The sequence below is a fragment of the Methylobacterium sp. Leaf87 genome (genome assembly GCF_001422775.1).
Lineage (GTDB): Bacteria > Pseudomonadota > Alphaproteobacteria > Rhizobiales > Beijerinckiaceae > Methylobacterium.
The window spans coordinates 402340-426075 of sequence record NZ_LMMI01000045.1 but is presented as its reverse complement, the minus strand read 5'-3'; the positions used below and the strand labels follow the sequence as shown (position 1 = coordinate 426075).

General features: G+C 68.0%; 26 protein-coding genes. 9 read left to right on the top strand and 17 right to left on the bottom strand.

The features are described from left to right. Window positions 1-528: a signal peptidase II gene (gene lspA, locus ASF22_RS18625; protein WP_018044290.1), complete on the top strand. Its 528-nt coding sequence runs from the start codon at window positions 1-3 to the stop codon at window positions 526-528. Between the two features lie 147 nt (window positions 529-675). Here the strand turns inward: lspA and ASF22_RS18620 are convergent, their stop codons facing one another. Continuing rightward, window positions 676-1422, bottom strand: coding sequence for a phosphatase PAP2 family protein (locus ASF22_RS18620; protein ID WP_018044291.1), 747 nt, complete (start codon window positions 1420-1422; stop codon window positions 676-678). A gap of 538 nt (window positions 1423-1960) precedes the next feature. Between ASF22_RS18620 and ASF22_RS18615 the strand changes: the two genes are divergently transcribed. From ASF22_RS18615 to ASF22_RS18595, 5 genes are read left to right on the top strand one after another with little or no spacing between them, the layout of a single operon-like run. Then, entirely contained in the window at window positions 1961-2344 is a 384-nt protein-coding gene (locus ASF22_RS18615; RefSeq protein WP_018044292.1) for a hypothetical protein, read from the top strand. Between the two features lie 13 nt (window positions 2345-2357). Continuing rightward, the gene (locus ASF22_RS18610) at window positions 2358-2867 is read left to right on the top strand and encodes an RNA polymerase sigma factor (RefSeq protein ID WP_018044293.1); all 510 of its coding nucleotides are present in this window, start codon (window positions 2358-2360) and stop codon (window positions 2865-2867) included. After that, on the top strand, window positions 2864-3673 hold the full coding sequence (locus ASF22_RS18605) for an anti-sigma factor (RefSeq protein ID WP_018044294.1): 810 nt from the start codon (window positions 2864-2866) through the stop codon (window positions 3671-3673). The genes ASF22_RS18610 and ASF22_RS18605 overlap by 4 nt, the downstream gene beginning before the upstream one ends. Then, entirely contained in the window at window positions 3670-4560 is an 891-nt protein-coding gene (locus ASF22_RS18600) for a LysR family transcriptional regulator (RefSeq protein WP_018044295.1), read from the top strand. The genes ASF22_RS18605 and ASF22_RS18600 overlap by 4 nt, the downstream gene beginning before the upstream one ends. Beyond that, window positions 4557-4928 carry a DUF202 domain-containing protein gene (locus ASF22_RS18595; protein ID WP_018044296.1) on the top strand — a complete coding sequence of 124 codons (372 nt, stop codon included), beginning with the start codon at window positions 4557-4559 and terminating at the stop codon, window positions 4926-4928. Before ASF22_RS18600 ends, ASF22_RS18595 begins: the two co-directional genes overlap by 4 nt. Before the next feature lie 3 nt (window positions 4929-4931). Here ASF22_RS18595 and ASF22_RS18590 read toward each other — a convergent pair whose 3' ends face one another. The 6 genes from ASF22_RS18590 to ASF22_RS18570 all read right to left on the bottom strand — a co-directional run bounded on the left by ASF22_RS18590 (window position 4932) and on the right by ASF22_RS18570 (window position 9564). After that, entirely contained in the window at window positions 4932-6017 is a 1086-nt protein-coding gene (locus tag ASF22_RS18590; protein WP_018044297.1) for a sulfite oxidase, read from the bottom strand. A gap of 79 nt (window positions 6018-6096) precedes the next feature. Beyond that, on the bottom strand, window positions 6097-7080 hold the full coding sequence (locus ASF22_RS18585; RefSeq protein WP_018044298.1) for a beta-propeller fold lactonase family protein: 984 nt from the start codon (window positions 7078-7080) through the stop codon (window positions 6097-6099). Window positions 7081-7265: 185 nt separating this feature from the next. Next, on the bottom strand, window positions 7266-7604 hold the full coding sequence (locus ASF22_RS18580; protein ID WP_018044299.1) for a cytochrome c: 339 nt from the start codon (window positions 7602-7604) through the stop codon (window positions 7266-7268). Window positions 7605-7615: 11 nt separating this feature from the next. Beyond that, window positions 7616-8839 carry a molybdopterin-dependent oxidoreductase gene (locus tag ASF22_RS18575; protein WP_018044300.1) on the bottom strand — a complete coding sequence of 408 codons (1224 nt, stop codon included), beginning with the start codon at window positions 8837-8839 and terminating at the stop codon, window positions 7616-7618. Between the two features lie 278 nt (window positions 8840-9117). Continuing rightward, entirely contained in the window at window positions 9118-9252 is a 135-nt protein-coding gene (locus ASF22_RS25255; protein ID WP_018044301.1) for a hypothetical protein, read from the bottom strand. A gap of 78 nt (window positions 9253-9330) precedes the next feature. Beyond that, window positions 9331-9564, bottom strand: a complete 234-nt coding sequence (locus tag ASF22_RS18570) for a hypothetical protein (protein ID WP_018044302.1) — start codon at window positions 9562-9564, stop codon at window positions 9331-9333. 214 nt (window positions 9565-9778) lie between these two features. On the opposite strand from ASF22_RS18570, the gene ASF22_RS18565 reads away from it, so the two are divergent. Continuing rightward, a complete protein-coding gene (locus ASF22_RS18565; protein ID WP_018044303.1) occupies window positions 9779-10930 on the top strand; it encodes a TDT family transporter in 1152 nt (383 codons plus the stop codon). A 26-nt stretch (window positions 10931-10956) separates the two neighbouring features. Here ASF22_RS18565 and ASF22_RS18560 read toward each other — a convergent pair whose 3' ends face one another. Both ASF22_RS18560 and ASF22_RS18555 read right to left on the bottom strand, forming a co-directional pair. Then, a complete protein-coding gene (locus ASF22_RS18560; RefSeq protein ID WP_018044304.1) occupies window positions 10957-12018 on the bottom strand; it encodes a putative sulfate exporter family transporter in 1062 nt (353 codons plus the stop codon). A 183-nt stretch (window positions 12019-12201) separates the two neighbouring features. Continuing rightward, on the bottom strand, window positions 12202-12840 hold the full coding sequence (locus tag ASF22_RS18555; protein ID WP_018044305.1) for a 2,3-bisphosphoglycerate-dependent phosphoglycerate mutase: 639 nt from the start codon (window positions 12838-12840) through the stop codon (window positions 12202-12204). 339 nt (window positions 12841-13179) lie between these two features. On the opposite strand from ASF22_RS18555, the gene ASF22_RS18550 reads away from it, so the two are divergent. Next, complete coding sequence (locus tag ASF22_RS18550; RefSeq protein WP_051074325.1) at window positions 13180-13590, top strand: response regulator; 411 nt, start codon at window positions 13180-13182, stop codon at window positions 13588-13590. Window positions 13591-13761: 171 nt separating this feature from the next. On the opposite strand, the gene ASF22_RS18545 is transcribed toward ASF22_RS18550, so the two are convergent. The 8 genes from ASF22_RS18545 to ASF22_RS18510 all read right to left on the bottom strand — a co-directional run bounded on the left by ASF22_RS18545 (window position 13762) and on the right by ASF22_RS18510 (window position 22615). Then, complete coding sequence (locus tag ASF22_RS18545) at window positions 13762-16929, bottom strand: CusA/CzcA family heavy metal efflux RND transporter (RefSeq protein ID WP_018044307.1); 3168 nt, start codon at window positions 16927-16929, stop codon at window positions 13762-13764. Next, the gene (locus tag ASF22_RS18540; RefSeq protein WP_018044308.1) at window positions 16926-18428 is read right to left on the bottom strand and encodes an efflux RND transporter periplasmic adaptor subunit; all 1503 of its coding nucleotides are present in this window, start codon (window positions 18426-18428) and stop codon (window positions 16926-16928) included. The genes ASF22_RS18545 and ASF22_RS18540 overlap by 4 nt, the downstream gene beginning before the upstream one ends. Continuing rightward, a complete protein-coding gene (locus tag ASF22_RS18535) occupies window positions 18425-18820 on the bottom strand; it encodes a FixH family protein (RefSeq protein WP_018044309.1) in 396 nt (131 codons plus the stop codon). Before ASF22_RS18535 ends, ASF22_RS18540 begins: the two co-directional genes overlap by 4 nt. A gap of 82 nt (window positions 18821-18902) precedes the next feature. Continuing rightward, a complete protein-coding gene (locus tag ASF22_RS18530) occupies window positions 18903-19298 on the bottom strand; it encodes a hypothetical protein (RefSeq protein WP_018044310.1) in 396 nt (131 codons plus the stop codon). A 44-nt stretch (window positions 19299-19342) separates the two neighbouring features. Further along, window positions 19343-20506 (bottom strand): MFS transporter, encoded by a 1164-nt coding sequence (locus ASF22_RS18525; protein WP_056172881.1) that lies wholly within the window; start codon window positions 20504-20506, stop codon window positions 19343-19345. A gap of 7 nt (window positions 20507-20513) precedes the next feature. Next, window positions 20514-21809, bottom strand: a complete 1296-nt coding sequence (locus ASF22_RS18520; RefSeq protein ID WP_056172876.1) for an arsenic transporter — start codon at window positions 21807-21809, stop codon at window positions 20514-20516. 33 nt (window positions 21810-21842) lie between these two features. After that, on the bottom strand, window positions 21843-22268 hold the full coding sequence (arsC, locus tag ASF22_RS18515; protein WP_056172874.1) for an arsenate reductase (glutaredoxin): 426 nt from the start codon (window positions 22266-22268) through the stop codon (window positions 21843-21845). Then, entirely contained in the window at window positions 22268-22615 is a 348-nt protein-coding gene (locus ASF22_RS18510; protein ID WP_056172871.1) for a metalloregulator ArsR/SmtB family transcription factor, read from the bottom strand. Before ASF22_RS18510 ends, arsC begins: the two co-directional genes overlap by 1 nt. A gap of 47 nt (window positions 22616-22662) precedes the next feature. Here ASF22_RS18510 and arsH point away from each other — a divergent pair, with 47 nt between their 5' ends. Beyond that, entirely contained in the window at window positions 22663-23415 is a 753-nt protein-coding gene (gene arsH, locus ASF22_RS18505; protein WP_056172868.1) for an arsenical resistance protein ArsH, read from the top strand. The last annotated feature ends 321 nt before the right edge of the window (window positions 23416-23736 follow it).

Below are 23736 nucleotides of genomic sequence, written 5' to 3'. Positions count from 1 at the left end.
ATGCGTCTCATACGGGAAAGGGCCGGGTTCGGCGCCCTCGTCGTAATCGCTGTGACCGCGGCGGGCACCGACCTGTGGACCAAGGCGCTGGCGGTCGACAGGCTTTCCGACGAAACCGTGCACGCGGTACTGCCGATGCTCGACCTCAGGCTCGCGTTCAATCATGGCATCAGCTTCAGCCTGCTTCCGGCGCATGACGCGACGTCCTTGGTCGTCCTTCTTGCGCTTCAGGGAATGCTGACGGCCTACGTTGCCCGGTTGGCATTCCGCGCGACCGGAGCGTCGGAAGGAGTTGGTTTCGCCATCATGACCGGCGGTGCACTGGGAAACCTCATCGACCGATGGGTGGACGGCCGCGTCACGGACTTCCTCGACCTGCACCCGGCGGAGGTGCATTGGTTCACCTTCAACATGGCCGATATCTGGATCAGCCTCGGGGCCGCCTTGATAGCTTGGGAGGCAGTCGGCAAGCCGGGCGGGCCGAGACCACCAGCGCCGCTTGATCGGGCCGCCCTACGGGTCCCTTAACGGCGTCATTTCGGTCGTGCCCGTAATGGTCGAACGGCCTGGCCGCAGGCATGGACGATGCGGTCCTGCTAATTGAACGAATGCTGGGATGCGTCCGTCCCTTCAGTCAGGCGGAGGATGCGTTTAGGAAGAACGGCGCATGGGGTCCTATGCCTCGATGCCGGCCTCGCCCGCGACATGGTCGGGCTTCTCGACTTGACCGCGTCGCTGAAGCTGGAGGGCCACGACCCAGCACAGGACCGCCCAGGCCGACCCCACGCACCAGCCTGCCAGCACGTCGGTCGCGTAGTGGACCCCGACATAGACCCGGCTCAGCCCGACGACGACCGTGAGGAAGACGGCCAGCCCCATGAAGTACGCCTTCAGGCGAGCGCCCGCCGCCACGCGCGTCATGAGGGCGCCGAGTGTCAGGTAAGTCACGGCGGAGAGCATGGCGTGGCTGCTAGGGAAGCTGGCGGTGAACACCTGGATGCCGCCGGGGATCTCGGGTCGGGGCCGGTTGAAGAGGAGTTTCAGCCCGAAGCTGATGACCGTCCCGCCCAGGATCGATCCCACCACCAGGACCGCGGCCCCCTGCTTGCGGATCAGGAGCAGGTACCCTGCCACAGCCGCGATGAGGAAGCAGAGGACCACCATGCTGCCCAGGGAGGTCACGTCCCGGGCCATCTCGTGCAGCCAATCCGGTCCAATCGGACCAGCCGCGCCGGGTGGACGGAAGAAGTGGGCGACGCGGGTGTCGAACCCCATCGTGCCGCCCTCCATGACCTTGTCGGCCAGGAGACCAAACCCGAGGATGAGGGCGGCGACGCAAAACAGCGTCACGGGCAGACCGATCTCCCGCTTGCCGAGGCGCGCCATGATACCGGCACGGGCGGACGGAGAGGACTGGTTCATGCGCCCGAACTCCTGGATCGGTCCCTTGACGGTTGCTGGCTCGGGACACTCACCGCCTCATGCGGCAGAGCCGAAGAACCCGTTCGGATCCTCGCCCGTTCCCCCGCGGTGAGCGGCGAGCCAAGGAGAACCCGCACCTTTGTTGCCCGCAATGGTCGCATCCACGCCGAGATCCCTGTGGAGGAGGGCCTGAAACGTCGGATATCGACCCCGAGGCCTAGTGGTCGAAACCTGACGCTTGATACCGTCCGCTTCCGACCCAACTACGCCGTAAGAGCAAGCCAACGTATCTCTCGAAAGCAGACGTTGCAGTCGATCTCGCCGTGCGAGGGCATGATCTCGGATCTCCGCCTTTCAGAGTGGTGACGCCGCCGCATCATTCCTCTGACTGCTCCTGGGTGACGGCCGTATGCCGTGGTTGAGGACGAGTCGGCGGTCACGCTGACGTCACCAATCTTTTTCGTGTGTCAGTGGAATAGACGCGCCCGTTCGGCATCTCTCCCGATGCGGTCATGGTCGACCGCGGGAGACCTCACTCATGCACACCATGCTGATCCGCGCTGCCTTTGCGGCCTTCGCCTTCTCCGCCGCCGCCGCCCAGGCCGCTGCGCCTGCGATGACGGCCGAGACTGCCAAGGGGCCGGCGCTCGTCGATGCCAAGAGCATGACCCTCTACACCTTCGACAAGGACATGGGCGGCAAGTCGATGTGCAACGGCCCCTGCGCCGCCAACTGGCCGGCCCTGATGGCCGCCTCCGGCTCGGCTGCTAGTGGCGACTGGACGATGGTGACGCGGGACGACGGCACGATGCAGTGGGCCTACAAGGGCAAGCCGCTCTACACCTTCGCCAAGGATACGAAGCCCGGCGACATCACCGGCGACGGATTCCTCAACGGTGCATGGCACATCGCCAAGCCCTGATCGGTAAAGCCTCGTGGACGAGATCGCCGCCCTCATCGAACCGCAGATCCCAGCGTTGCGGCGCTACGCAGTCGCACTGTTGCGGGACCGCGAAGCGGCGGATGACCTCGTCCAGGACACGTTGGAGCGGGCGTTGTCCGGCTGGTCCGGACGTCGCCGCGACGGCGACCTGCGAGCCTGGCTGTTCACGATCGAGCGCAACCTGTTCCTCGGCACTGTTCGACGCCGGGGCCGGCGCGGCATCGATGTCGGCGCTGAGGCTTTGGAGCAGGTGCCCGATCCGGGTGCCGACCCCGAGGCCGTTATGGGGGCACGCGACGTGCTCACCGGACTCGACGCCCTGCCCGAGGAGCAGCGCTCAGTGCTACTGCTCGTCGCGGTCGAGGATCTGTCTTATGCGGAAGCGGCGCAGGTGCTCGGAGTACCGCTGGGCACGGTGATGTCGCGGTTAAGCCGAGCCCGGGAGCGGATGCGAAGTTTTCTGGAAACGGGCCGAACCGGCTTGTTGAGGAGGGTGAAATGAGCGGGGATCCACGCCCGGTCGGCGAGGACGACCTGCACGGCCTGATCGACGGTCGTCTCGAACCGGAGCGGCAGGCACTGGTCGAGGCATGGCTCAGGGGAAACCCCGCGCGGGCGGCCGAGGTCTCGGCGGATCGCGCCCTGCGCGAGCGCTTGCGTGCCCGCCTCGCGCCGATCGCCGAGGAGGCGATCCCGGCGCGGCTCCGGGTGGCCAACATCCGCTCGCGACATCGCCCGATAACCGGGCGCTGGCTTCCGGTCGCGGCTGCGGCCGTGCTCTGCCTCGCGGTTGGCGGTGCCGCCGGCTGGTTCGGCCATGCCGCGCGGCAGGTACCCACGGTCACGCTCGCGCGAACCGAGCCGGCGACCGACGACGCGGTGGCGGCCTTCCGCACCTACGTGGTCGAGGCGGTGCATCCAGTGGAGGTGCGCGCCGATGAGAAGCCACACCTCGTGACGTGGCTCTCGAAGCGCCTCGGCCGGGCGGTGACCACCCCCGACCTCACGGCCTACGGCTTCCGCCTGATGGGGGGCCGGCTGCTGCCGGCGGGTTCCGAATCCGCCGCGATGCTGATGTACGATGACGATCACGGCACCCGGCTGACGCTCTACAGCCGCGTAGGCGATGCGGATGGCCGCACGGTGTTCCGCTTCGCCCGCGAGGGCGACGTCGCCGCCTTCTCCTGGGTCGATGGCGGCATGTCCTACGTCGTCACCGGTCGCACCGACGAAGCGCGGCTTTTGACCGTCGCGCAGGCGGTTGACGCGCAGGTCCGTGGATTGCCGGTTCCGCCGCGGCAACCATGACCCTCGACCAACTCCGCATCTTCGTGGCGGTGGCCGAGCGGCAGCACGTAACCCGGGCTGCCGAGGCGCTGAACCTCGTGCAGTCGGCGGTCAGCACGGCGATCGCCAATATCGAGGGACGACACGCGACCAAGCTGTTCCATCGGGTCGGCCGCGGGATCGAGCTGACCGAGGCGGGACGCGTGTTCCTCGTCGAGGCCCGCGCGGTGCTCGCCCGGGCCGAGGCCGCCGAGCTGGTGCTCGCCGACCTCAGCGGCATGCGACGCGGGACGCTGGCCCTCTACGCCAGCCAGACCATCGCCAGCGACTGGCTGCCGCGCCACCTTGTCGCCTTCCGCCGGGCCTACCCTGAGATCGCCATCCGGCTGGCGGTGGGCAACACCACCGACGCTGCCGATGCGGTCCGCGCCGGGCAGGCCGAACTCGGCTTCGTCGAGGGGGCGCTGGACGACCCGACGCTCGCGAGCACCACCATTGCTCATGACCAGCTCGTCCTCGTGGTCGCCCCAGGCCATCCCTTCGCCGGAGCGACCGCCCTTGAACCCAAGGACCTCGCCGGGGCCGACTGGGTGCTGCGCGAGGGGGGATCGGGAACCCGCTCGGCCTTTGAGGCGGCGCTGGGTGCGGCCGGCCTCGCTGCGGCTCAACTCCAAGTCACACTCGAATTGCCCTCGAACGAGGCGGTCCGCGCCGCCGTCGAGGCCGGGGGCGGGGCCGCCGTGCTGTCCGAGACCGTGGTCGCCGCAGCGCTTCGAGCCGGGACCCTGGTACGGGCGGCGTTCGCCCTGCCGAGCCGGCCGTTCCGGGTACTGCGCCACAAGGAGCGCTACCGCAGCCGGGCCGCCGACGCGCTGCTCGATTTGATCGCAACGGCGGATGCCGAATGAGCGAGCCCGCGAAACCCGTTCCCCCCGACGACCCGCGGGTCAGGCTCGCCGAGGACCGCACGGTGCTGGCAGCCGAGCGCACCTTCGTGGCGTGGCTTCGCACCGGGCTCGCCTTCCTCGGCGTCGGCCTGGCCGCGCAGCGCTTCCTGCGAGAGGTGCTGGCGGTCTGGCCACTGAAGGTGCTGTCGCTCACGCTGATCGCCTGTGCGCTCGCCTCGTTCGCCGGCGCCGCATGGCGGGACCGAGCGATCCGGGCGCGACTCGCTCATGCCGAGATCCCGATGATGCCGCGCATCCTCACCGTCGGGGTTGCGGCCCTGCTCATCGCGATCTCGGGCCTCGCTGCCACCGCCCTGCTCTGGGCGTGACGGTCAGGCCACCGTTACCCGCACCCGGTGCCAGGCGGCGCTGAGGTAGCCCTTGTAGTTCCAGGTGTCGTCCGGCGCCGCAGGCTGGGTCTGGCCGGCGGAATCCCAGGCCCGTACCGCGAGTTCGTGCTCGCCGGTCGTCAGCTCGCGCTCGATCTCCCAGAACGTCCAGGCGTAGGGTGCGTCGGCGTCGCGGTCGATCCGGGCCTGCGCCCAGCTGCGACCGCCATCCGTCGAGACATCGACGCGGGCGACCGCGCGGTCACTGGCGATGGCGTAGCCGCGGATCGCGTGCCGGCCGGCCTTCAACGCCGCGCCGCGGGCGGGCTCGCAGATCGCGCTGTTGAGCGGCATCGCCTCGATGGTGATGCCGTGGGCGGGGTCCGCGGTCTCGGCGGTCACGTCGGGCGGAAACAGCTTGTAGTCGTCGGCCTGCATCGGGTTGTTGGAGGGGTGATCCTGCACCGTGATGCGGGCGAGCCATTTCGGGCTGCGGATGCCGGCAAAGCCCGGCACCACAACACGCAGCGGGTGACCGTGCTCGGGGGCGAGAAGCTCGCCGTTCATCGCGAAGGCGAGCAGCGTCTCGGGGGCGAGAGCCTTGGCGAGCGGGATCGAGGCGCCGAAGCGCGTGTCCGTATGGGCGATCCGGTCGTGGCTCTCGAAGGCGACGTGACGTGCGCCCCCCGCGTCGAGGCCGGCCGCGCGCAGCACCTCGGCGAGGCGCACGCCGGTCCATTCCGCGTTGCCGATGGCGCCGGGCGCCCACGGGTCGCCGGAGACCGGCGCCACCGCCAGCATGTCGGCCCGGCGGTTGCCGGCGCATTGCATCACCGCCGTGACGGTGACGGGCGCGAAGCGTTCCTTGAGATCGGCGAGCGAGAGGTCGAGCGACGTCGCGACCATCCCGTCGATAATCAGGCGGTAGCTGTCGGCGTCGAGGTCCGGGATGTCACCGTGGCTGCGGACGTAGAAGTCGGCCTGATCAGTCAGGAAGGCCGCGCGCAGGCGATCGAGCGGCGGCTCGGCGTTGTAGGGCGCCTTTCCGTGGACGATGAGGCGGTCCTTGCGCTGGAACAGGCCGAGCATGGGGTCTTTGTCCTGCGTTCGTGACGTGTCGACATCGGGAACGCGCCGGGAGCCGAGAAGGCACCCGGCGCGCGACGCCTCAGGGCTTCATGGTCGAGATGACCGCGTTCTTCGCCCGGTCCACCACGGCGACGCTAAGGTCGCGGTTGAGGACGTAGGCGTGGGCGTTGTCGGCCGAGAACGCGATCGCCTGGCGCGGCTCGTTCAGGCCGGTCACCGTGGCGACGACCTTGAGGGTGCCGGTGTCGATCACCGACAAGGAGTTGTCCTTGAGATTGCCCGAATAGACGAAGCGCCCGTCCGGGGTCAGCGCGGCGCCGTAGGGGTCCTTGCCCACCGCCACCTCGGACGTGACCTTACGGGCGGCGACATCGACCACGCCGATCGTGTTGCGGCCGCTGTTGGCGGCAAACAGCGTCTTACCGTCCTTGGTGATCGAGATGGCGCGCAGCTTGTCGAACCCGGCGATCTCGCCGGTGATCTTGTTGGTGGCGGTATCGACCAACGTGATCTTGTCGCCGAGGAAGTTCGTCACGAACACGGTCTTGCCGTCCGGCGACAACTTCACGCCCTGGCGCGGCTGCGCGAAGCCGGGGATCACAGCCTCGGCGAGCATGGTCCTGGTGTCGAACACGGTCAGCGTGCTCGCGGCCTCGTTATTGACGTAGAGCTTGGTCCCGTCGGCCGAGAGCACCGTGCCGAACGCGCCGGGGCCCGCGGCGAGAACGCCGGCTTCCTTGCCGGTGGCGGTCTCGTAGACCGTGATCCGGCCGGTGCCGCTGTCGGAGACGTAGAAGCGGGCGCCGTCCGGCGCGAACACGATGTTGCGCGGGGTCACGAAGCCGTCGAGGCGGCGCAGCACCGTGCCCTTGGCGACGTCGTAGACGATGACGGCGCTCTCTTCGCTGTTCGACACAGCGGCGACCGTACCGGCGGCGTTCAGCGCCAGCGCGTTGTTCTTGATCGCCCCGTCGAAACCGGCGGCGAACCCGGGCTGGCCCTGGGCGAGGAGCAAGGCGGCTCCGGCGACGAGGGCGCGCAGGCTGGTGCGGATATGGGTCATGAAGCGTGTCTCTCGGGCATGCGCGCTCGTTCGGCGGCCGGGGCCTGCCGTGAGGGCTGGTTCGAAATCGGAAATCCGTCGTGCAAGGCCGGGCCGGCCGTGCATCGCCCTGAGGAGACGCCGGAAGGCGCGGTCTATTCCCCGAGGCCGGCGAAAAAAGCGCGGCGGCCTCGGGAATCGGGGGTTCAGGGCGTCGGCTTCAACGCCGTGAGGTAATCGATGATGGTCTGCACGTCGGCCTGATCGACCGGTGCCTTGTAGACGTGAACCATCTTGTTCACGGTCTCGGTCCACTGCGCCTTGGTGAGCTTGGGCTGGGTCAGCACCATCCCGGCCGAGTGGCAGGCAAGGCAGTTGTTGTTGACGGCCTCGGCCCCCGGCCCGTCGGGGAAGATCCGGTCGGAGGTCGGCATCGCAATGGATTGCGAGGTGAAGCGCATCGGCTCGGGGGCCGGGGCGGCGAGCGCCACCAGAGGAGACAAGGCGAGCGCGGCGATGAGGGCCGCAGGGCGGATCGGGTTCATGGCTGGTCTCCTCAAGCGGCCTGGAAGGACACGGTCTCTATGCCGTTCTGCATGAAGCCGTTGGCGTTCCAGACCTGGTCCATGCCCTGGGCGACGCCGTTGGTATTGGTGCAGCGGACCTTAACCGCATGGGTGCCGGCGGCCAGCGCCGGCAGGCTGCCGTCGAAGCGGCGGAAGCTGTAGGGGCCCTCGTCCGCGCCGAGTTGCGCCGGAAACCACGTCGCCCCGCCGTCTCCGGAGAAGTCGACCGCCTTTACCCCGCAATCGCCGCCGAAAGCGATGCCGCGAAGGGCCACCGGCGTTCCGGCCGCCACCTTGGCGCCGTCGGTCAGGTTGGTGACGAAGGAGCGCGGCACCATCCTGTTGATCGGCACCGTCTTGAAGCCGGTCTGGCCGGGCTTGATGTTGGCGCCCGGCACGTCCGGGATGCGGTAGGCGGTCTTCATCCAGTACCCGTCGTCGGGCTTGTCCAGCACCTCGATGTCGGACAGCATCTTGACCCAGTAGGTCGAATACCAGCCCGGCACCACGAGGCGGAGCGGGAAACCGTTGAGCAGCGGGAGCTGCTCGCCGTTCATCGCGTAGGCGATCATCACCTCACCATTGTTGGCGTGGTCGAGATCGAGCGACTTCTTGAAGTCCGGCGCGTCGTCGACCACGGGCTCGTCGAGGCCGTTGAAGCGCACCTGCACGGCGCCGGACTTCACCCCAGCGCGTTCGAGCACGTCCTTGAGGCGTACCCCGGTCCAGCGGGCGTTGCCCATCGAGCCGTTGGCCCATTGCGCGCCGGGCACCCGCGGCTCGAACAGCCCGCGTGAATTGCCCGAGCACTGGTTCACCGCGGCGATCTCGAAGCGCGGCAGGCCGGCGATGGCGTCGAGCGAGAGCGAGAGTTCCTTATCGACGTGGCCGTGGACCTTAAGACGGAAGGTGCCGGCATCGACTTCGGTCGGGATCGAGGCCCAGTGCCAACGGACGTAGAAGCGGTCGTTAGGGGTGAACACGCCCTCGTCGAACACCGAGAACGGCGTCTCCAGCAGCGGCGGATGGGTGCGTTGAAGGATCATCTCGGCCTTGCCCGGAAAGGCGGTGGTCAGCGCCCGCTCGTCCGGGCCGCCGGGCAGCGGAAGCTTCACCGAGCCCGCGGCCCAGGCCGGCATGGCGGCGGCGAGGCTGCCGACCCCTAGGCCACCCAGGACGAGGCGGCGGTTCAACGGTTCGTGCAGATGGCGCATGATGTCTCCCTGGAATCGTTTGTTGGGCCGCGTCGGCCGGTCGCTGGATCTCGGTGTCGCCGTCGGCGGACGGCATTGGCGTCGGTCGGGACGGTTCGGTCTCGCCGCCGGAAACTCGGGTCGTCGATCCATGTCATCCCGGCAAAGAGGCGTCCTCTCCGTGAACGAGATGCTACAGCGAGATGATTATTCCACCCAATGATCGTTAGAGATCTGAACGATCTCCGATTGCGATCATCCGAAGATTTCCGATCTCCGATCAATGGCGGGCGGCCGGATCAGATGATCGTCAGCCAGGCGGTGCCGACGGCGGCGACAGTCAGGGCGACCGTCCAGAACAGGACCCAGCGCATATGACCGCTGGTCTCGCCCTGCCGGGCCTCGTCAGTGGTCTCGAAGGTGGGTCGGGTCATGATGGATCTCCCTGTCATTCGGGTGTTCGAAGGCTTCACGTGCCGCCGGACGGATGCCCGGCGGCCAAGGGGGCGCTGTCAGCGACCGATCAGTTCCCGCGCCGGGCCGCCGGTCTCCTGGCCGCGGCCACGGGCGTAGGCCGGGAGTGCCGGGTTCTTGGCGTTGGCGCCATCGGCGTCGCCGTAGATCGGTGCGGATGGGCTGGTGATGAAGCGGACCTGCGGAGCGCGGAGGCCCTGGGCCTGCGAGAGGCCCGTCATGCCGACGAGGGCGGAGGCGGCGAGGGCGACGGCAGCGATCGTACGGGTCATGGTCGATATCCTTCTGGTCGGGTCGTCACGTCGGTTCGTGATGACAAGAAGGTAGCGGCCGACAACCATTCATACTAATGGTTTGATTAGCTAGTTTTAATCGATTGTTTTGATGATTAAGCGCCGCTTGCGAGTTGATGTTTATCGCGGCGGCGCGCGATGCGGGGTCGTGCTAGAGCCGGTGCGTTGACCCTCCGAAGCCCAAGAGCGCCCCGTGTCCGAATCCAGTCTGCTGGCGATCAGCACAGGCCTAAAGCCGCTCTCGCGCCTCCAGCATCCGCGGGACGTGATCCGACAATTCACGCCGAACTGGTTCACCGTGGTGATGGGCACTGGCGTGGTCGCCTTGGCCCTCGACCGTCTGCCGGAGACGCATGCCCTGCTGGCCCCTGTGCCGCTCGGGCTCTGGCTCGCCTCCGTCGTGCTTTTCGCCACCTTCTGCCTAGTCTACGGCGCGCGCTGGATCTTCTACTTCGATGGCGCCCGACGGATCTTCGGACACTCGACGGTGTCGATGTTCTTCGGGGCGATCCCGATGGCACTGGCGACGCTGCTGAACGGGCTGCTGATATTCGGTCCGCCCTATCTCGGCGCAGAGACCGTCCGAATCGCACTGCCACTGTGGTGGTTCGACGTGGCGCTCGCTCTGATCTGTGCTGTCGCGATCCCTTACCTGATGTTCACCCGTCAGGAGCACCGCATCGACCAGATGACGGCCGTATGGCTGCTGCCAGTGGTGACAGCCGAGGTCGTCGCCGTCTCCGGTGGCCTGCTCGCTCCAGCCTTGAGCGGCGAGAGCCAACAACTCGCCGTCATCGTCACGAGCTTCGTGCTCTGGGGCGTCTCGGTCCCGCTGGCGCTGAGCATCCTGGCGATCCTGGTGCTGCGCATGGCGCTGCACAACTTGCCACCGCGTGAGATGGCCGCATCGAGCTGGCTCTCCCTCGGTCCGCTCGGAACCGGGGCGCTCGGCCTGCTCGTGCTGGGGCAGGCCGGTGGCCCGATCCTCGCGGCAGGCGGTTTTGCCGGCGCGCCCGAGATCCTCAGGATCACGGGCCTGATCGGCGCGCTGATCCTCTGGGGCTACGGCGCCTGGTGGTTTCTGCTCTCGCTCGCCGTCACCGTGCGCTACCTACGCGCCGGCGTTCCGTTCAACCTCGGCTGGTGGGGCTACATCTTCCCGCTCGGCGTCTATGCCCTGGCCACCCTGCGGATCGGCGAAGTGACGGCACTCAGCGGGTTCGCCTGGCTCGGAGCGGGCCTCGTCGGCCTGCTGACCCTACTCTGGCTGATCGTGTCCGTGCGCACGTTGCGCGGGGCCTATCGCGGGGAGCTCTTCGTCTCGCCCTGCCTCGCCGGGGCCTGACCGGGCCTCGGGCGCATCCGATCGGTTCAAGCGAGGCCCAGCACGCGGATCAGACCGAGGCTGACGGCGCCGAGTGCGACGAGCGAGGCGACCACCGCCAGGGTCACCCGCGCCCCGGCCTTGGCGACGCTGCGCACATCGACCCCGAGGCCGAGCGCCGCCATCGAGACCACGGTGAGCAGATTGGCGGTCTCCGACATCGGCGCGAGCGCGACCTGCGGAACCAGCCCGGCCGAGCGAAGGCCCGCGAGCGCCAGGAAGGCGAGGATGAACCACGGCACCAAGCGGTGGATCGCGAGGCCGGCGCGAGCAGGGCGGTCGCCAGCGGTGACGCCGGGGGCGGCCTCGTCGGTCTCCTCGCGCAGCCGGCTTGCGCCGAGCGAGAGCATCAGGACGACCGGGCCTAGCATCAGCACCCGGACGAGCTTCACCAGGGTTCCGACCTGGACGCTGAGCGCCGCGACCGGCGCGGTGGCGGCGAGGACTTGCGGAACAGCGTAGACGGTGAGGCCGGCGAGCACGCCGTACTGCATCGGCGACAGACCGAGCAGCGGCACCAGCAGCGGTAGGCCGAGCACCACCAGCACGCCCAGCACCGCGGTGAAGGCGATGGAGGCGGCGACGTCCTCGCCGTCGGCGCCGATCACCGGTGCCGTGGCCGCGATCGCCGAGTTGCCGCAGATCGAGTTCCCGCAGGCCACGAGGATCGCCATGCGCGGATGCAGCCCGAGCGCTCGGCCGATGCCGTAACTCGACAGGATCGCCACCGCGACGACGCCCGCAATGCCGAAGAGCAGGCCCGGTCCGGCGGCGAGGATCGTCGCGAGGCTGAGCGACGCCCCGAGCAGGACGACCGCGATCTCCAGCACGGTCTTGGCCCCGAAGGCGATGCCGGGAAAGAAACGCTGCGACGGGGTCCAGGCGGTGCGAATCGCGCTCCCGAGCAGGATCGCCAGTACCAGGGCTTCGAGCCAAGCGCGACCGAATAGATGCGCCTCGACGGCCTCGAAGCCGACCGCTGCGGCGGTGACCGCCACGCAGAGGCCCAGTCCCGGAAGGATGGCTCTCGTGCCGGCCAAGGCGTGCATCGATCGAGGGTGGGAGAAAAGTCTGGGCGCGGACATGGATGGCTCCGATGTGATGCCGGAGGATCCCAGGGCCCGTTCATTCACTCCAACGGAATGATTAGATGCTTGCCATCACTGAAATAGATGAAAGCAGGACCCCTTCAGAGTTTGCGGAGACCCATTGTGGAGGGCCGACAGGCGGATTCACCCGTCGATCCAGCGGGCCTTGATCGTCGTGTCCGCAGCAAGCTCATAGATCCTGACGGAGCCCGTCGCGAGTTCAAGGTGCTCGACCTCCGCGGGGCTCAGGTCTTCAAGCGCCATGACAAGCGCCCGCAGGCAATTGCCGTGGGCGACGACGAGCACGTCTCCGCCCATAACCGCCGGCTGGATGGTTCGGAGGTAGCATGGGACGATGCGGGCGACGGTATCGCGCAGGCTCTCACCGTTCGGCGGCGCCTCGGCGTAGGAGCGGCGCCAGGTCTCGATCCGCTCCGCCCCCCAGCGCGCATCGGCGGCGATCTTGTCGAGCCCGCTGAGGTCGCCGTAGTCTCGCTCGTCGAGCGCGGCGAAGCGTTGGGGGACCAATCCGGGTTGCCCGAGCGCATCGAGAATAAGCCGGCCGCTCACGATCGCCCGCGTCAGCGTCGAGGTGAAGGCTGCGGAAAAGCGCCAGCTGCGCTCGGCCAAACGCCGCCCGGCTGCCTCGGCTTCCATCCGGCCCTGCTCGGTCAAGGGCGAGTCCAGCAATCCCGTGAACAGGCCGGATCGGTTGGCTACGCTCTGGCCATGCCGGACCAGCACGAGATGTCGCGTGACCGGGGCTTTGCAATCGTGAATCACGCTGTCTCCCGAGGCAGAGCACTTTCGTGCCGGTCGCATCGCCTCTGATGATGTCGGCATCCGACTTCAACGAACTTCGACCATGCGATGGGTTGGACCGTTCATCCGGAGTCGGCGGGTCATCCTAGGTCCGCTTAAGAACGTCTCGCGACTGAAAGCAGCCAAGCTGCTTCCCACCCCAAGCTGACCTCGCGAATGGGTACCAAGCGTCAGATTTCAACCACTAGGGGCCCGCATCCACGGGACCTACGGAAACGGCGCTAGGCAACCATGCTCCGATGGCGCAAAAGAAACCTATGTTATGCGGCAACCTACCGGCCAGGCCGGCCTTTGGTATCCATGCCCCTGCCTGACCCCGCCGATGCCCCCCATGTCCTCGTGGTCGACGACGACGCCCTCATCCTGATGGATGTGTCCGACATCCTGGAGGATGCCGGTTTCGTGGTTCTTGAGGCGATGGACGTCGCCCAGGCGACGCGGGTGCTCGACGAGCACCATGGCAAGGTGCAGCTGCTGTTCACGGACGTGCAGATGCCCGGGCCGGACAACGGCTTCGACCTGGCGCGGCGGACGGCCGTGACGTGGCCCCACATCGCCATCGTGGTCGCCTCCGGCAATGTGCGACCTGAACCCGGGGACCTGCCCGATGGGGCGACGTTCATCGGGAAGCCGTTCAGCCCCTCCTTGGTCCGGCACCACGTGCGCGAGACGATGCCGTCGGAGAAGCACCCCGGGCCCCTTCGGAGGTAAGCCCGGGATCGGTTGGCCGGAGCCCCATGCCTCCTACCGGCTCTCCTCGATCATCGACCGGATGCGAGCGACCCTCGATGTCGGGTTAGGCGAGGTCTTCGAGAATGTCGGAGACCAACATGCCTAACCGTCGGCTCGTCGTCGACCACCAGCATGGTCTCGTCCTCGTTGTCATTCCGCGGCCAAGGGCATCGTGTGCCCCTCGACGGGTTCCGGCTGCATGTCGGATCTCGGCAGTCCCCATCCCTTCACCAGCCCGTATACCGCCGGGATCACGACGAGGGTCAGGACGGTCGACGACACCATGCCGCCGATCATCGGCACCGCGATGCGCTGCATGACCTCGGAGCCCGAGCCGGTGCTCCACAGGATGGGCAACAGCCCGGCTATGATGGCGACCACGGTCATCATCTTGGGCCGCACCCGCTCGACCGCGCCGACCATGATCGCCCGCCTCAGGTCATTTCGCGATAGGGCGCGCCCATCCCGCTCGCACTCCGTCCGGATCTCGGCCAGCGCATGGTCGAGGTAGACCAGCATGATCACCCCGGTCTCGGCGGCGACCCCGGCGAGCGCGATGAAGCCCACGGCCACGGCGACCGATAGGTTGAAGCCCAACCACCACATCAGCCAGACGCCGCCCACCAGTGCGAAGGGCAGCGACAGCATCACGATGAGGGTTTCAGTCAGCCGGCGAAAGTTGAGGTAGAGCAGCAGGAACACGGTCAGGAGGGTCAGGGGCACCACGATCTTGAGCCGGGCCGTGGCGCGGTCGAGGTACTCGACCTGCCCGCTCCACTGGAGGGTGGTCCCGGGTGGCAGGCTCACCTCGCCGGTAACAGCCGCCCGTGCATCGGCCACGTAGCCGCCAAGGTCCCGTCCCGAGACATCGACGTAGATGAAGACCGCGAGTTGCCCGTTCTCGGTCCGGATCTGGGTCGGCCCCCGGGTCAGTGCCACCTTGGCGACTTCGCCCAAGGGGACCGTGCCTCCGCCCGCGATGGGCACCTGCACCTCGGTCGCGATGGATTGTGGGCTCGACCGGAAGGCGCGCGGGTAGCGCACGTTGACGGTGTAGCGCTCGCGGCCCTCGACCGTGTTGGTGACGCTCTCGCCGCCGAGCGCCATGGCGATCACGTCCTGCACGTCCCCGACCGATAGGCCGTAGCGGCCCAGAACCTCCCGGTCGGGCGTGATGTCGAGGAAGTACCCGCCCTGGACGCGCTCGGCATAGGCGCTCGACGTGCCCGGCACCGCCTTCACCACCGCCTCGACCCGGCGGGCGACCTTCTCCATCTCGGCGAGGTCGGTTCCGAGCACCTTGATGCCGACGGGGGTCCGGATGCCGGTGGCGAGCATGTCGATGCGGGCGCGGATCGGCTGGGTCCAGGCATTGGAGACACCGGGGAACTGGAGCGCGGCATCCATCTCGGCTTTGAGGCTCGCCAGCGTCACGCCCGGGCGCCACTCCGCCTTCGGCTTCAGGTTGACGATGGTCTCGAACATCTCGGAGGGCGCCGGGTCCGTCGCGGTCGCGGCCCGTCCGGCCTTGCCGTAGACGGACAGGACTTCCGGGAAGCTCTTCAGGATGGTGTCCTGTCTCCCTAAAAGCTCGCCGGCCTTGGTCACCGAGATGCCCGGCAGGGTGGTCGGCATGTACATCAGGGTGCCCTCGTCGAGATCGGGCATGAACTCGGACCCGAGTTGCAGGGCCGGCCAGACCGAGGCGCCGAGAACGCCCAGCGCGATCAGGATGGTCAGCACCCGCGCCCGCAGGACCCCTGCGATGATGGGACGGTAGAACCAGATCAGGAGCCGGTTCACCGGGTTGCGGTGCTCGGGCACGATGCGGCCGCGCACGAACAGCACCATCAGCGCCGGAACCAGCGTCACCGACAGCACCGCCGCCGCCGCCATCGCGAACGTCTTGGTGAAGGCCAGCGGCCCGAACAGACGCCCTTCCTGGCTTTCCAGGGTGAAGATGGGCAGGAAGCTGACCGTGATGATGAGGAGCGAGAAGAACAGCGAGGGACCGACCTCGGAGGCGGCCTCTATCAGGACCTGGACCCGGGGCTTGCCAGGGTCCGCCCGCTCCAGGTGCTTGTGGGCGTTCTCGATCATGACGATGGCGGCGTCGATCATGGCGCCGACCGCGATGGCGATGCCGCCCAGGCTCATGATGTTGGCGCCCAAGCCCAGCGCCTTCATGCCCGCGAACGCCATTAGGATGCCGACCGGCAGCATCAGGATCGCGACCAGCGCACTGCGGACGTGGAGCAGGAACACGACGCAGACGAGGGCGACGATGGCGCTCTCCTCGATCAGGGTCCCCTTGAGCGTCTCGATGGCCGCCTCGATGAGGTGCGACCGGTCGTAGACAGGCAGGATCTCGGTGCCCTTGGGCAGGCTCGCGGCGACCTCGGCGAGGCGCGCCTTGGCACTCGCGATAACGTCGAGGGCGTTGGCCCCGAAGCGCTGGAGGATGATGCCGCCGGCGACCTCGCCCTCCCCGTTCATCTCGGTGATGCCGCGGCGCTCGTCGGGACCGAGCTCGACCCGGGCGACGTCCTTCACCCGCAGGGGCGTGCCCGCCTCTGTCTTCAGGACGATGCTCTCGATGTCGGCGATGCTCTTGAGGTACCCGCGGCCACGGACGACGAACTCGAACTCGGAGAGCTCGACGGTGCGGCCGCCTACGTCGGCGTTGCTCGCCCGGATCGCGTCCCGGAGCTTCGCCAGGGTGATGCCCTGCGCCCGCAACCGGCTCGGGTCGACGACCACGTTGTACTGTTTGACGAAGCCGCCGACGCCTGCGACCTCGGCCACGCCTTCGGCACGAGAGGCCCCGAAGCGCACGACCCAGTCCTGGAGCGAGCGGAGCTCGGCCAGCGTGCGCTCTTTGGCGACCACGACGTACTGGTAGACCCAGCCGACCCCGGTCGCGTCCGGTCCCAGCGTCGGGGTCACCCCCGCCGGCAGGCGCTTGGCCACGGTGTTTAGGTATTCGAGCACCCGGCTCCGGGCCCAGTATGGGTCGGTGCCGTCCTCGAAGATGACGTAGACGAACGAGACCCCGAAGAACGAGAAGCCGCGCACGACCTTCGACCGGGGCACCGTCAGCATGGCGGTAGTCAGCGGGTAGGTGACCTGGTCCTCGATGACCTGTGGCGCCTGCCCGGGGTACTCGGTGTAGACGATGGTCTGGACGTCCGAGAGGTCCGGGATCGCGTCGAGCGGCAGGGTCCTCAGGGCGTAGAGCCCGGCCCCCACCGCGAACACCGTCCCGATCAACACCAGAACCAGATTCCGGGCCGACCAGCCGATGAGCCGGGCGATCATGGCGCCCTCCCATCGGCCGCCGCCTGCGGACCTGGTTCTACCTTCGGCTCGGAGAGACCCTGCAGCGCCGCCTTGAGGTTGCTCTCGGCGTCGATGAGGAAGTTGGCGGCGGTCACCACCCGGTCGCCTGCCGCGATGCCCTCCCGGACTTCGACGTAGCCGTCGCCGCGGGCACCGAGCTTGACCGGGCGCGGCTCGAAGCGGCCCTCGCCCTTGTCGAGCAGGACGACCTGCCTGGTTCCGGTGTCGATGACGGCGTCGTCGGGGACGGCGACCACGGGCTTGGCGTTCCCGGTCGCGATCTCGACGTCGCCGTACATCCCGGGCCGCAGGTCGCCGTTGAGGTTCGGCAACTCGATGCGCAGGCGGGCCGTCCGGGTCCCCATGGCGAGGTGCGGATAGATCCGCGTCACCGTGCCAGTGAAGGTCCGGTCGGGAAACGTCCGGGCACGCACGGTCGCCGTTTGGCCCTCCGCCACGGACGCCAGGTCGCGTTCGGTCACGTCGACGAGCACCCATACCCGGGTATGGTCGACGAGCTTGAACAGGGTGTCGCCGGACTTGGCGCGCATGCCGTCGGAGACGTTGCGCTCGACCACGACGCCGTCGCGTGGCGCCGACCACGTGATGGTCGCCGGCACTTTTCGGGATCGCTCGATCTCGTCGATGGCCTCGGGCGGGATGCCGAGGTTCTCCAGTCGGCGCCGGGCGCCCTCGTAGCCGATGCCGGTGAGGTACTGCGCGGCGGCCGCGTTCATCTCGGGCGAGAACAGGCGCATGAGCGGCTGGCCCTTGTGGACGTGGTCGCCGGTGGTGACGGCCTCGACCTTCTCAATGAAGGCGTCGGTGCGCATCGCGATGACCGAGATCCGGCGCTCGTCCTCCTCGATGGTTCCAGGAGCCCGCACCGGCATGGATAGGACGCGCCGTGCAGCGACCTCCGTCCGGACGCCGGTTCGCTGGACCTTGCCGGGCGAGAGGGTCACGGTGCCGTCGTCGGTGTCCTCGCCCTCGTAGACGGGGAGGTAGTCCATCCCCATCGAGTCCTTTTTCGGAATCGGCGAAGTGTCCGGAAGGCCCATCGGGTTGCGGTAGAAGCGCACCTTGCGGGCGCTCGCGGGCGTCTTGGCCTGAGCCATGGCCATGTCGCCGTGGCCGGCGTCAGGCATGGCTTCCGCCTCTTCGGGTTCGTCGAAGCGCACGTCCTCGCTGGCGTGGACGGCGCGGTAGTCGCGACCGTCCGCCGTCTGTTTGGGTTCGGAGGCGTAGTCCGGCTTCCCGTCCGGGTCTCGGTAGTAGACCACCGAACCCGTCGCCTTGATCGGAGCCTGCGCGGGCATCGGGGAGGCCGGCCGTGCACCCGGCAGCCAATGGGCGAACCCGGTCCGCGCCTGCTGGACGAGCGCCGGCACGGGGCTGCCCTCATGCCCCGCGCCATAGCCCAGCCCCCCCGCCGCGAGCGCGGCGAGGGTCCCGGCCAGCCATGCCGTCCGGCTCACTTGGTGGCCTTGAACACCAGCTTGTTCTCGACGGTGCCGGTCTCGCCTTGGACCTTGGCCCCGAGCGAGAGGCGCCAGCCGCCGGCCATCGTCAGCTTCGCCTTGAACCGGTAGAGGCCCGGCTCCGGCGAGGGCAGTTGCTCGATCTTGGAGGTCATCTCCTCCATGCTGTCGGGCGCCATATCGATGCGCTTGGCGAAGATGACGGCGTTCGGCACGGGCTTGGACGTGCGCTTGTCGACGAGGCGGACGTCGAGGATGGCCTCGCCCTGCTTGGCTTCGTCCTTCACCAGCTGGAACTCGTAGTCCTTGGTGTCGGCCCGGGCCGCGGCGGTGAGGGCGAGGCCGAGCAGCGCAACCGTGAGGGCGCGCGAAAACGATGTCTTGGTCACGATGTGGGGTCTCCTGAACGCGATGGATGGCCACGCGCGGACGCGCGTCACCGTGCCGGCGCAGGCGCCGACGGCATCGGGTTCAGGCTCGGGGAGGCTCGGAGGGTGGCCCTTGCGAGACGCTGTCGAAGGAGGCGGTGACGGCCCACGCAGTCCCCTCGACGACGGCGACGCGTCCCGGCAACCCTAAGGCGCCGGGCAGGCCGGTGGCGACCTTCGCCAGGCAGAGTGCCATCAGGGGGCAGCCCTTCGAGCAGTCGGGCATGTCCGGCCGCTCCTTGGGGCAGCACGGCATCTCGTCCATGGCCATCCCGGCCATGTCGTCCATGGCCTCGTCGGGCATCGCCATGGCGTGGCCCTGAGCGGCCATCGGCGCATGCATGCCCGCGGCGGCCGCGGATGCGGTCACCGGCGCAAGGGCGAGGCTGAGGACCGCAAGGAGCGGAAGCAGCCGCCGAAGGGCGAGCCAGAAGGTCACGGACGGACGATGCCACATCGCGGAGCGGTGAGGAAGGGAGGTGACTACCGGACGCGCCAGAGGGATACGGCGAGCGCGACGTTCGCGAGGGCGAGCACGGTCAAGAGGGCGTAGGTCGCATCGGCGCCCGCCTGCGTCAGCACGACCGCCCCGAGGGAGGGCGCAAGCGCCTGCGCCACCAGCCCCGGACGGGCGAGCCGGCCAACGAGCGGGGCGTAGCGCTCGGGACCGAACAGCGCGAGGGGCACCGTCCCGCGGGCGATGGAATAGATCCCGTTGCCGGCGCCGTAGAGGACCAGCGACAGCCCCACCACGGGCAGACCAGCCGCCAGCATCGCGACCCCGATGGCGACGAGGACCATCGCCGCGGTGAGGGTCCATAGAGGGTGATGCCGGCCCTTCCCGGCCATCTCGACGATGCGCGCCCCCACCTGTGACGGGCCGATCAGCGCGCCGTATGCGACGGCCGAGGTCAGCGCCACGCCACGGGCCTGGAGAAGGGTAATGAGGTGCACCGAGACCATGGCCATTACGGTGCCGCCGAGGGTCAGGACCCCCGCCATGAGGAGGAAGGCACGCCGCTCGCGTGCATCGAGCCGGACGGCCGAGACCGGGCCCTCGGAACGTGCTGGCCCGTGGGCAGGGGGGTGCGGGATGACGAGCAGGACGAGGGGAAGCGTGACCGCCAGGTGCAGCCCGGCATAGGCGAGGCAGGTGCCGCGCCAGCCTACCCGTTCGATCAGGAAGGCCGAGAGCGGCCAGCACACCGTGCTGGCGAAGCCGCCCCACAGGGTCAGGGTCGTGATGGCGGGTCTTGCCTCGGCGCCGTAGAGCCGACCAAGCGTGGCAAAGGCCGGATCGTACAGGCCGGTGCCCATGCCGAGCCCGACGAGGAGCCAGCCCACCAGGTAGGTCGGCAGGTTCGGCGCGAGGCCGAGGACGCCGAGGCCCAAGGCAAGGACCACGGCCGCGAAGGCCAGAACGGGCCTACCGCCGTGCTCCCCGATGAACGCTCCGACCCGTGGCGAGACCAAGCCCGCGACGAGGAGGCCGAGGGACAGGCCGCCGATGACCCAACCCAGGGGCCATCCCGTGTCCTTCGACATCGGGGTGGCCAGCACCGACAACAGGTAGAACGAGGAGCCCCAGGTCAGGATCTGGACGACGCCTAGGGCCGAGATCACGGGCCAGCGGCGCACCGGGGTCATCGGTCCGCTACCGGGCCCCAAGAACGGGTAGCCACACTGCAAGGGCAGCCAGGGTGACGAGCAGCACCGGAGGGGTGATCACGAGGCCGACCCGCATGTACTGACCCCAGGTGATGCGCTGGCCCTTGATGTCGAGGACGTGCAGCCAGAGCAGGGTCGCCAAACTCCCGATGGGCGTGAACTTCGGGCCGAGGTCGCAGCCGATGACGTTGGCATAGACCATGAGCTCCCGGGTCAGTGGCGAGAGGTCCGGGGCCTGCTGGATTGAGAGCGCGCCCACCAGCACGCTCGGCATGTTGTTCATCACCGAGGACAGGATCGCGGCGGCGACCCCCGTGCCGATGGTGGCCACTAACGGACCGAAGCCCGAGAGCCAGACGAGGCCCTGCGCCAGGTAGTCGGTCAGGCCGGCGTTCTTCAGCCCGTAGACGACGAGGTACATGCCGAGGCTGAACAGCACGATCTGCCAGGGCGCGCCGGCGAGGACCTTACGGATGGTGATGACGCGGCTCCGGTTGGCAAGCGCCAGCAGGACCACGGCGCCGGCGCAGGTCACGACCGAGACCGGCACGCCGAACGGTGCCGTCACGAAGTAGGCGATCAGCAGCAGCCCAAGGAGCGGGAAGGCCGCCTTGAAGACCAGCGGGTCCTTGATCGCGTGGCGCGGCGCTTCGAGCTCGGCCACCGGGTACGTGGCCGGCAAGTCGTGCCGGTAGAACAGCCAAAGCACCACCAGGGTCGCGGCCAGCGAGACGAGGTTCACCGGCACCATCACGGCAGCGTAGCGGCTGAAGGTGATGTCGAAGAAGTTTGCGCTGACGATGTTGACGAGATTGGAGATGACCAGGGGCAGGCTGGTCGAATCTGCGACGAACCCGCAGGCGACGATGAAGGCCAGCGCGGCAGCCGGCTTGAAGTCGAGGCGCAGCAGGATGGCCAGCACGATGGGGGTGAGCAGCAGGGCCGCGCCGTCATTGGCGAACACCGCCGCGATGGCGGCCCCGAGCAGGATCACCAGCGGGAACAGCAGGCGCCCCTGTCCGCCGCCCCAGCGAGCGATGTGGAGCGCCGCCCAGTGGAAGAAGCCGGCCTCGTCGAGCAGCAGCGATATGATGATCAGCGCCACGAAGGTGAAGGTGGCGTCCCAGACGATGTGCCAGACCACCGGGATGTCGCCCACGTGGATGACCCCGGTGGCGAGCGCCACGGCGGCCCCGATGAGGGCGCTCCACCCGATGCCGAACCCCTTCGGCTGCCAAATGACGAAGACGAGGGTGACCACGAAGATGGCGAGCGCGAGCATCGGGACCGTTTCTTGTTCTTGACGGGTGGCGGTTCAGGCGGTGGCGACGCGGCGCCCGTGCTCGTCGACGACGCGCTCGCCATCCTCCTTCACGAACTCGCCCCGCTGGGCCGGGAGGAGGTCGAGGACCGCCTCGGAGGGGCGGCACAGGGCAACACCTAGAGGGGTGACGACCAAGGGGCGGTTCAGCAGGATTGGATGTTCGGCAATGGCATCCAGAAGCTGATCGTCCGTCAGGCTCTCGTCCGAAAGGCCGAGCTCCGCGTAGGGCGTACCCTTCTCACGGAGCAGATCACGGACCTTCACGCCCGCCCGCTCGGCAAGCTGGCGCACCAGGATCCGGTTTGGGGGCGTCTTCAGGTACTCGACCACGTGCGGCTCGATGCCGGCGTTGCGGATGAGGGCCAGGGTGTTGCGGGACGTGCCGCAATCCGGGTTGTGGTAGATCACGACGTCCATCAGGCGGTCTCCGTGCAACATGCGGCGAGGGCAGCGACAGCCGGGGCGCAGACCTCGGGGCGTCCCTGGCAGCAGTCGCGCATCAGGAACTGGATGAGCTCGGACAGGTCCGGGTAGGCGGCGCTGTAGATGATCGAGCGCCCCTCCCGCCGGGACGTGACCAGCCCGGAATGCGAGAGCTCCTTCAGGTGGAACGACAGGTTGGTGCCCGACACGCCGACCGCCTCGGCCAGCATGCCGGCCGCCATGCCGTCAGGACCGGCGGTGACGAGCTGGCGCACGATGCGTAGGCGGTGCACCTGGCCAAGGGCCGCGAAAGCGGCGACGGCTTGCCGTTCGTCCATCATGATGTCAATATCTCAAACATCGTTGAAACATAGAGGAACGAAGCGTCTTGGACAAGCCCCACCAGCTCTTCGCCGATGGCCTGCCGAACCTCAGCGAGGGGCACTTCACAGTCCCGACGCCCGCCGCCCTGCAAATGGAAGCGCCGTTCACCCACGCCCCACGCTTCCTGATCCTATACGGCTCGCTCCGAGAGCGTTCTTTCAGCCGCTTCCTGGCCTACGAGGCGGCCCGCCTGCTGGAGGCGATGGGGGGCGAGGTGCGGATCTACGACGCGCACGGCCTGCCATTGCCGGACGACACGACTGCCGACCACCCCAAGGTTCAGGAGCTCAGGGAGTTCTCGATTTGGTCGGAGGGGCATGTCTGGGTCAGTCCCGAGCGCCACGGCAACATGACCGGGGTCATCAAGAGCCAGATCGACTGGCTGCCTCTGTCAGAGGGCTCTGTGCGTCCGACGCAAGGTCGAACCCTGGCCGTGATGCAGGTTTCGGGCGGCTCGCAGTCATTCAACGCCGTCAACAATCTGCGCATCCTTGGGCGCTGGATGCGGATGATCACCATCCCCAACCAGTCCTCGGTGCCCATGGCCTACAAGGAGTTCGATGACAGCGGTCGGATGAAGCCGGGTCCACTCTACGACCGGGTGGTGGATGTCTGTGAGGAGCTGGTCAAGTTCACCCTGCTCACTCGCGGGCGGGCCGACTATCTCGTGGACCGCTATTCCGAACGGAAGGAGCGCGAGCCTGAGCGCCTGAAGGCCGTGGCAGCCGACATCAAATTCGTGAGGCGGACTTCCTAATCTGCCGGGATACAGCCAGGCTCGCGGTTCCGTGACATGTGAACCTCCCACTAAGCTGGCCCCAGTGATAAACAGACCTACATACCATAGAACCTCGACACCTAGGCACTACGTGAGCATAGAGCGCAGGAAATCAGACCGATTTATTATCAAAAATTGAGGGCATATATTGGGATCACTGGATTTTGATAAGCTTTAACGAGGACGCGTCACTGCCCACTACTCAAGTATTTAGTGTCTCGCCTTCGGCCTTCTAATCTCGACCGGTAACGGGTTTCGCTCGACCTGACCCACACCTCGCTCCATTGGCGACACGTCCAT

What these genes read in the sequence shown, in the direction of transcription:
- lspA (WP_018044290.1), top strand. Translation starts at nt 1, where the DNA reads ATGCGTCTCATACGGGAAAGGGCCGGGTTCGGCGCCCTCGTCGTAATC.
- ASF22_RS18620 (WP_018044291.1), bottom strand. Translation starts at nt 1,422, where the DNA reads ATGAACCAGTCCTCTCCGTCCGCCCGTGCCGGTATCATGGCGCGCCTC.
- ASF22_RS18615 (WP_018044292.1), top strand. Translation starts at nt 1,961, where the DNA reads ATGCACACCATGCTGATCCGCGCTGCCTTTGCGGCCTTCGCCTTCTCC.
- ASF22_RS18605 (WP_018044294.1), top strand. Translation starts at nt 2,864, where the DNA reads ATGAGCGGGGATCCACGCCCGGTCGGCGAGGACGACCTGCACGGCCTG.
- ASF22_RS18600 (WP_018044295.1), top strand. Translation starts at nt 3,670, where the DNA reads ATGACCCTCGACCAACTCCGCATCTTCGTGGCGGTGGCCGAGCGGCAG.
- ASF22_RS18595 (WP_018044296.1), top strand. Translation starts at nt 4,557, where the DNA reads ATGAGCGAGCCCGCGAAACCCGTTCCCCCCGACGACCCGCGGGTCAGG.
- ASF22_RS18590 (WP_018044297.1), bottom strand. Translation starts at nt 6,017, where the DNA reads ATGCTCGGCCTGTTCCAGCGCAAGGACCGCCTCATCGTCCACGGAAAG.
- ASF22_RS18585 (WP_018044298.1), bottom strand. Translation starts at nt 7,080, where the DNA reads ATGACCCATATCCGCACCAGCCTGCGCGCCCTCGTCGCCGGAGCCGCC.
- ASF22_RS18580 (WP_018044299.1), bottom strand. Translation starts at nt 7,604, where the DNA reads ATGAACCCGATCCGCCCTGCGGCCCTCATCGCCGCGCTCGCCTTGTCT.
- ASF22_RS18575 (WP_018044300.1), bottom strand. Translation starts at nt 8,839, where the DNA reads ATGCGCCATCTGCACGAACCGTTGAACCGCCGCCTCGTCCTGGGTGGC.
- ASF22_RS25255 (WP_018044301.1), bottom strand. Translation starts at nt 9,252, where the DNA reads ATGACCCGACCCACCTTCGAGACCACTGACGAGGCCCGGCAGGGCGAG.
- ASF22_RS18570 (WP_018044302.1), bottom strand. Translation starts at nt 9,564, where the DNA reads ATGACCCGTACGATCGCTGCCGTCGCCCTCGCCGCCTCCGCCCTCGTC.
- ASF22_RS18560 (WP_018044304.1), bottom strand. Translation starts at nt 12,018, where the DNA reads ATGCACGCCTTGGCCGGCACGAGAGCCATCCTTCCGGGACTGGGCCTC.
- ASF22_RS18550 (WP_051074325.1), top strand. Translation starts at nt 13,180, where the DNA reads ATGCCCCTGCCTGACCCCGCCGATGCCCCCCATGTCCTCGTGGTCGAC.
- ASF22_RS18545 (WP_018044307.1), bottom strand. Translation starts at nt 16,929, where the DNA reads ATGATCGCCCGGCTCATCGGCTGGTCGGCCCGGAATCTGGTTCTGGTG.
- ASF22_RS18525 (WP_056172881.1), bottom strand. Translation starts at nt 20,506, where the DNA reads ATGACCCCGGTGCGCCGCTGGCCCGTGATCTCGGCCCTAGGCGTCGTC.
- ASF22_RS18520 (WP_056172876.1), bottom strand. Translation starts at nt 21,809, where the DNA reads ATGCTCGCGCTCGCCATCTTCGTGGTCACCCTCGTCTTCGTCATTTGG.
- arsC (WP_056172874.1), bottom strand. Translation starts at nt 22,268, where the DNA reads ATGGACGTCGTGATCTACCACAACCCGGATTGCGGCACGTCCCGCAAC.
- ASF22_RS18510 (WP_056172871.1), bottom strand. Translation starts at nt 22,615, where the DNA reads ATGATGGACGAACGGCAAGCCGTCGCCGCTTTCGCGGCCCTTGGCCAG.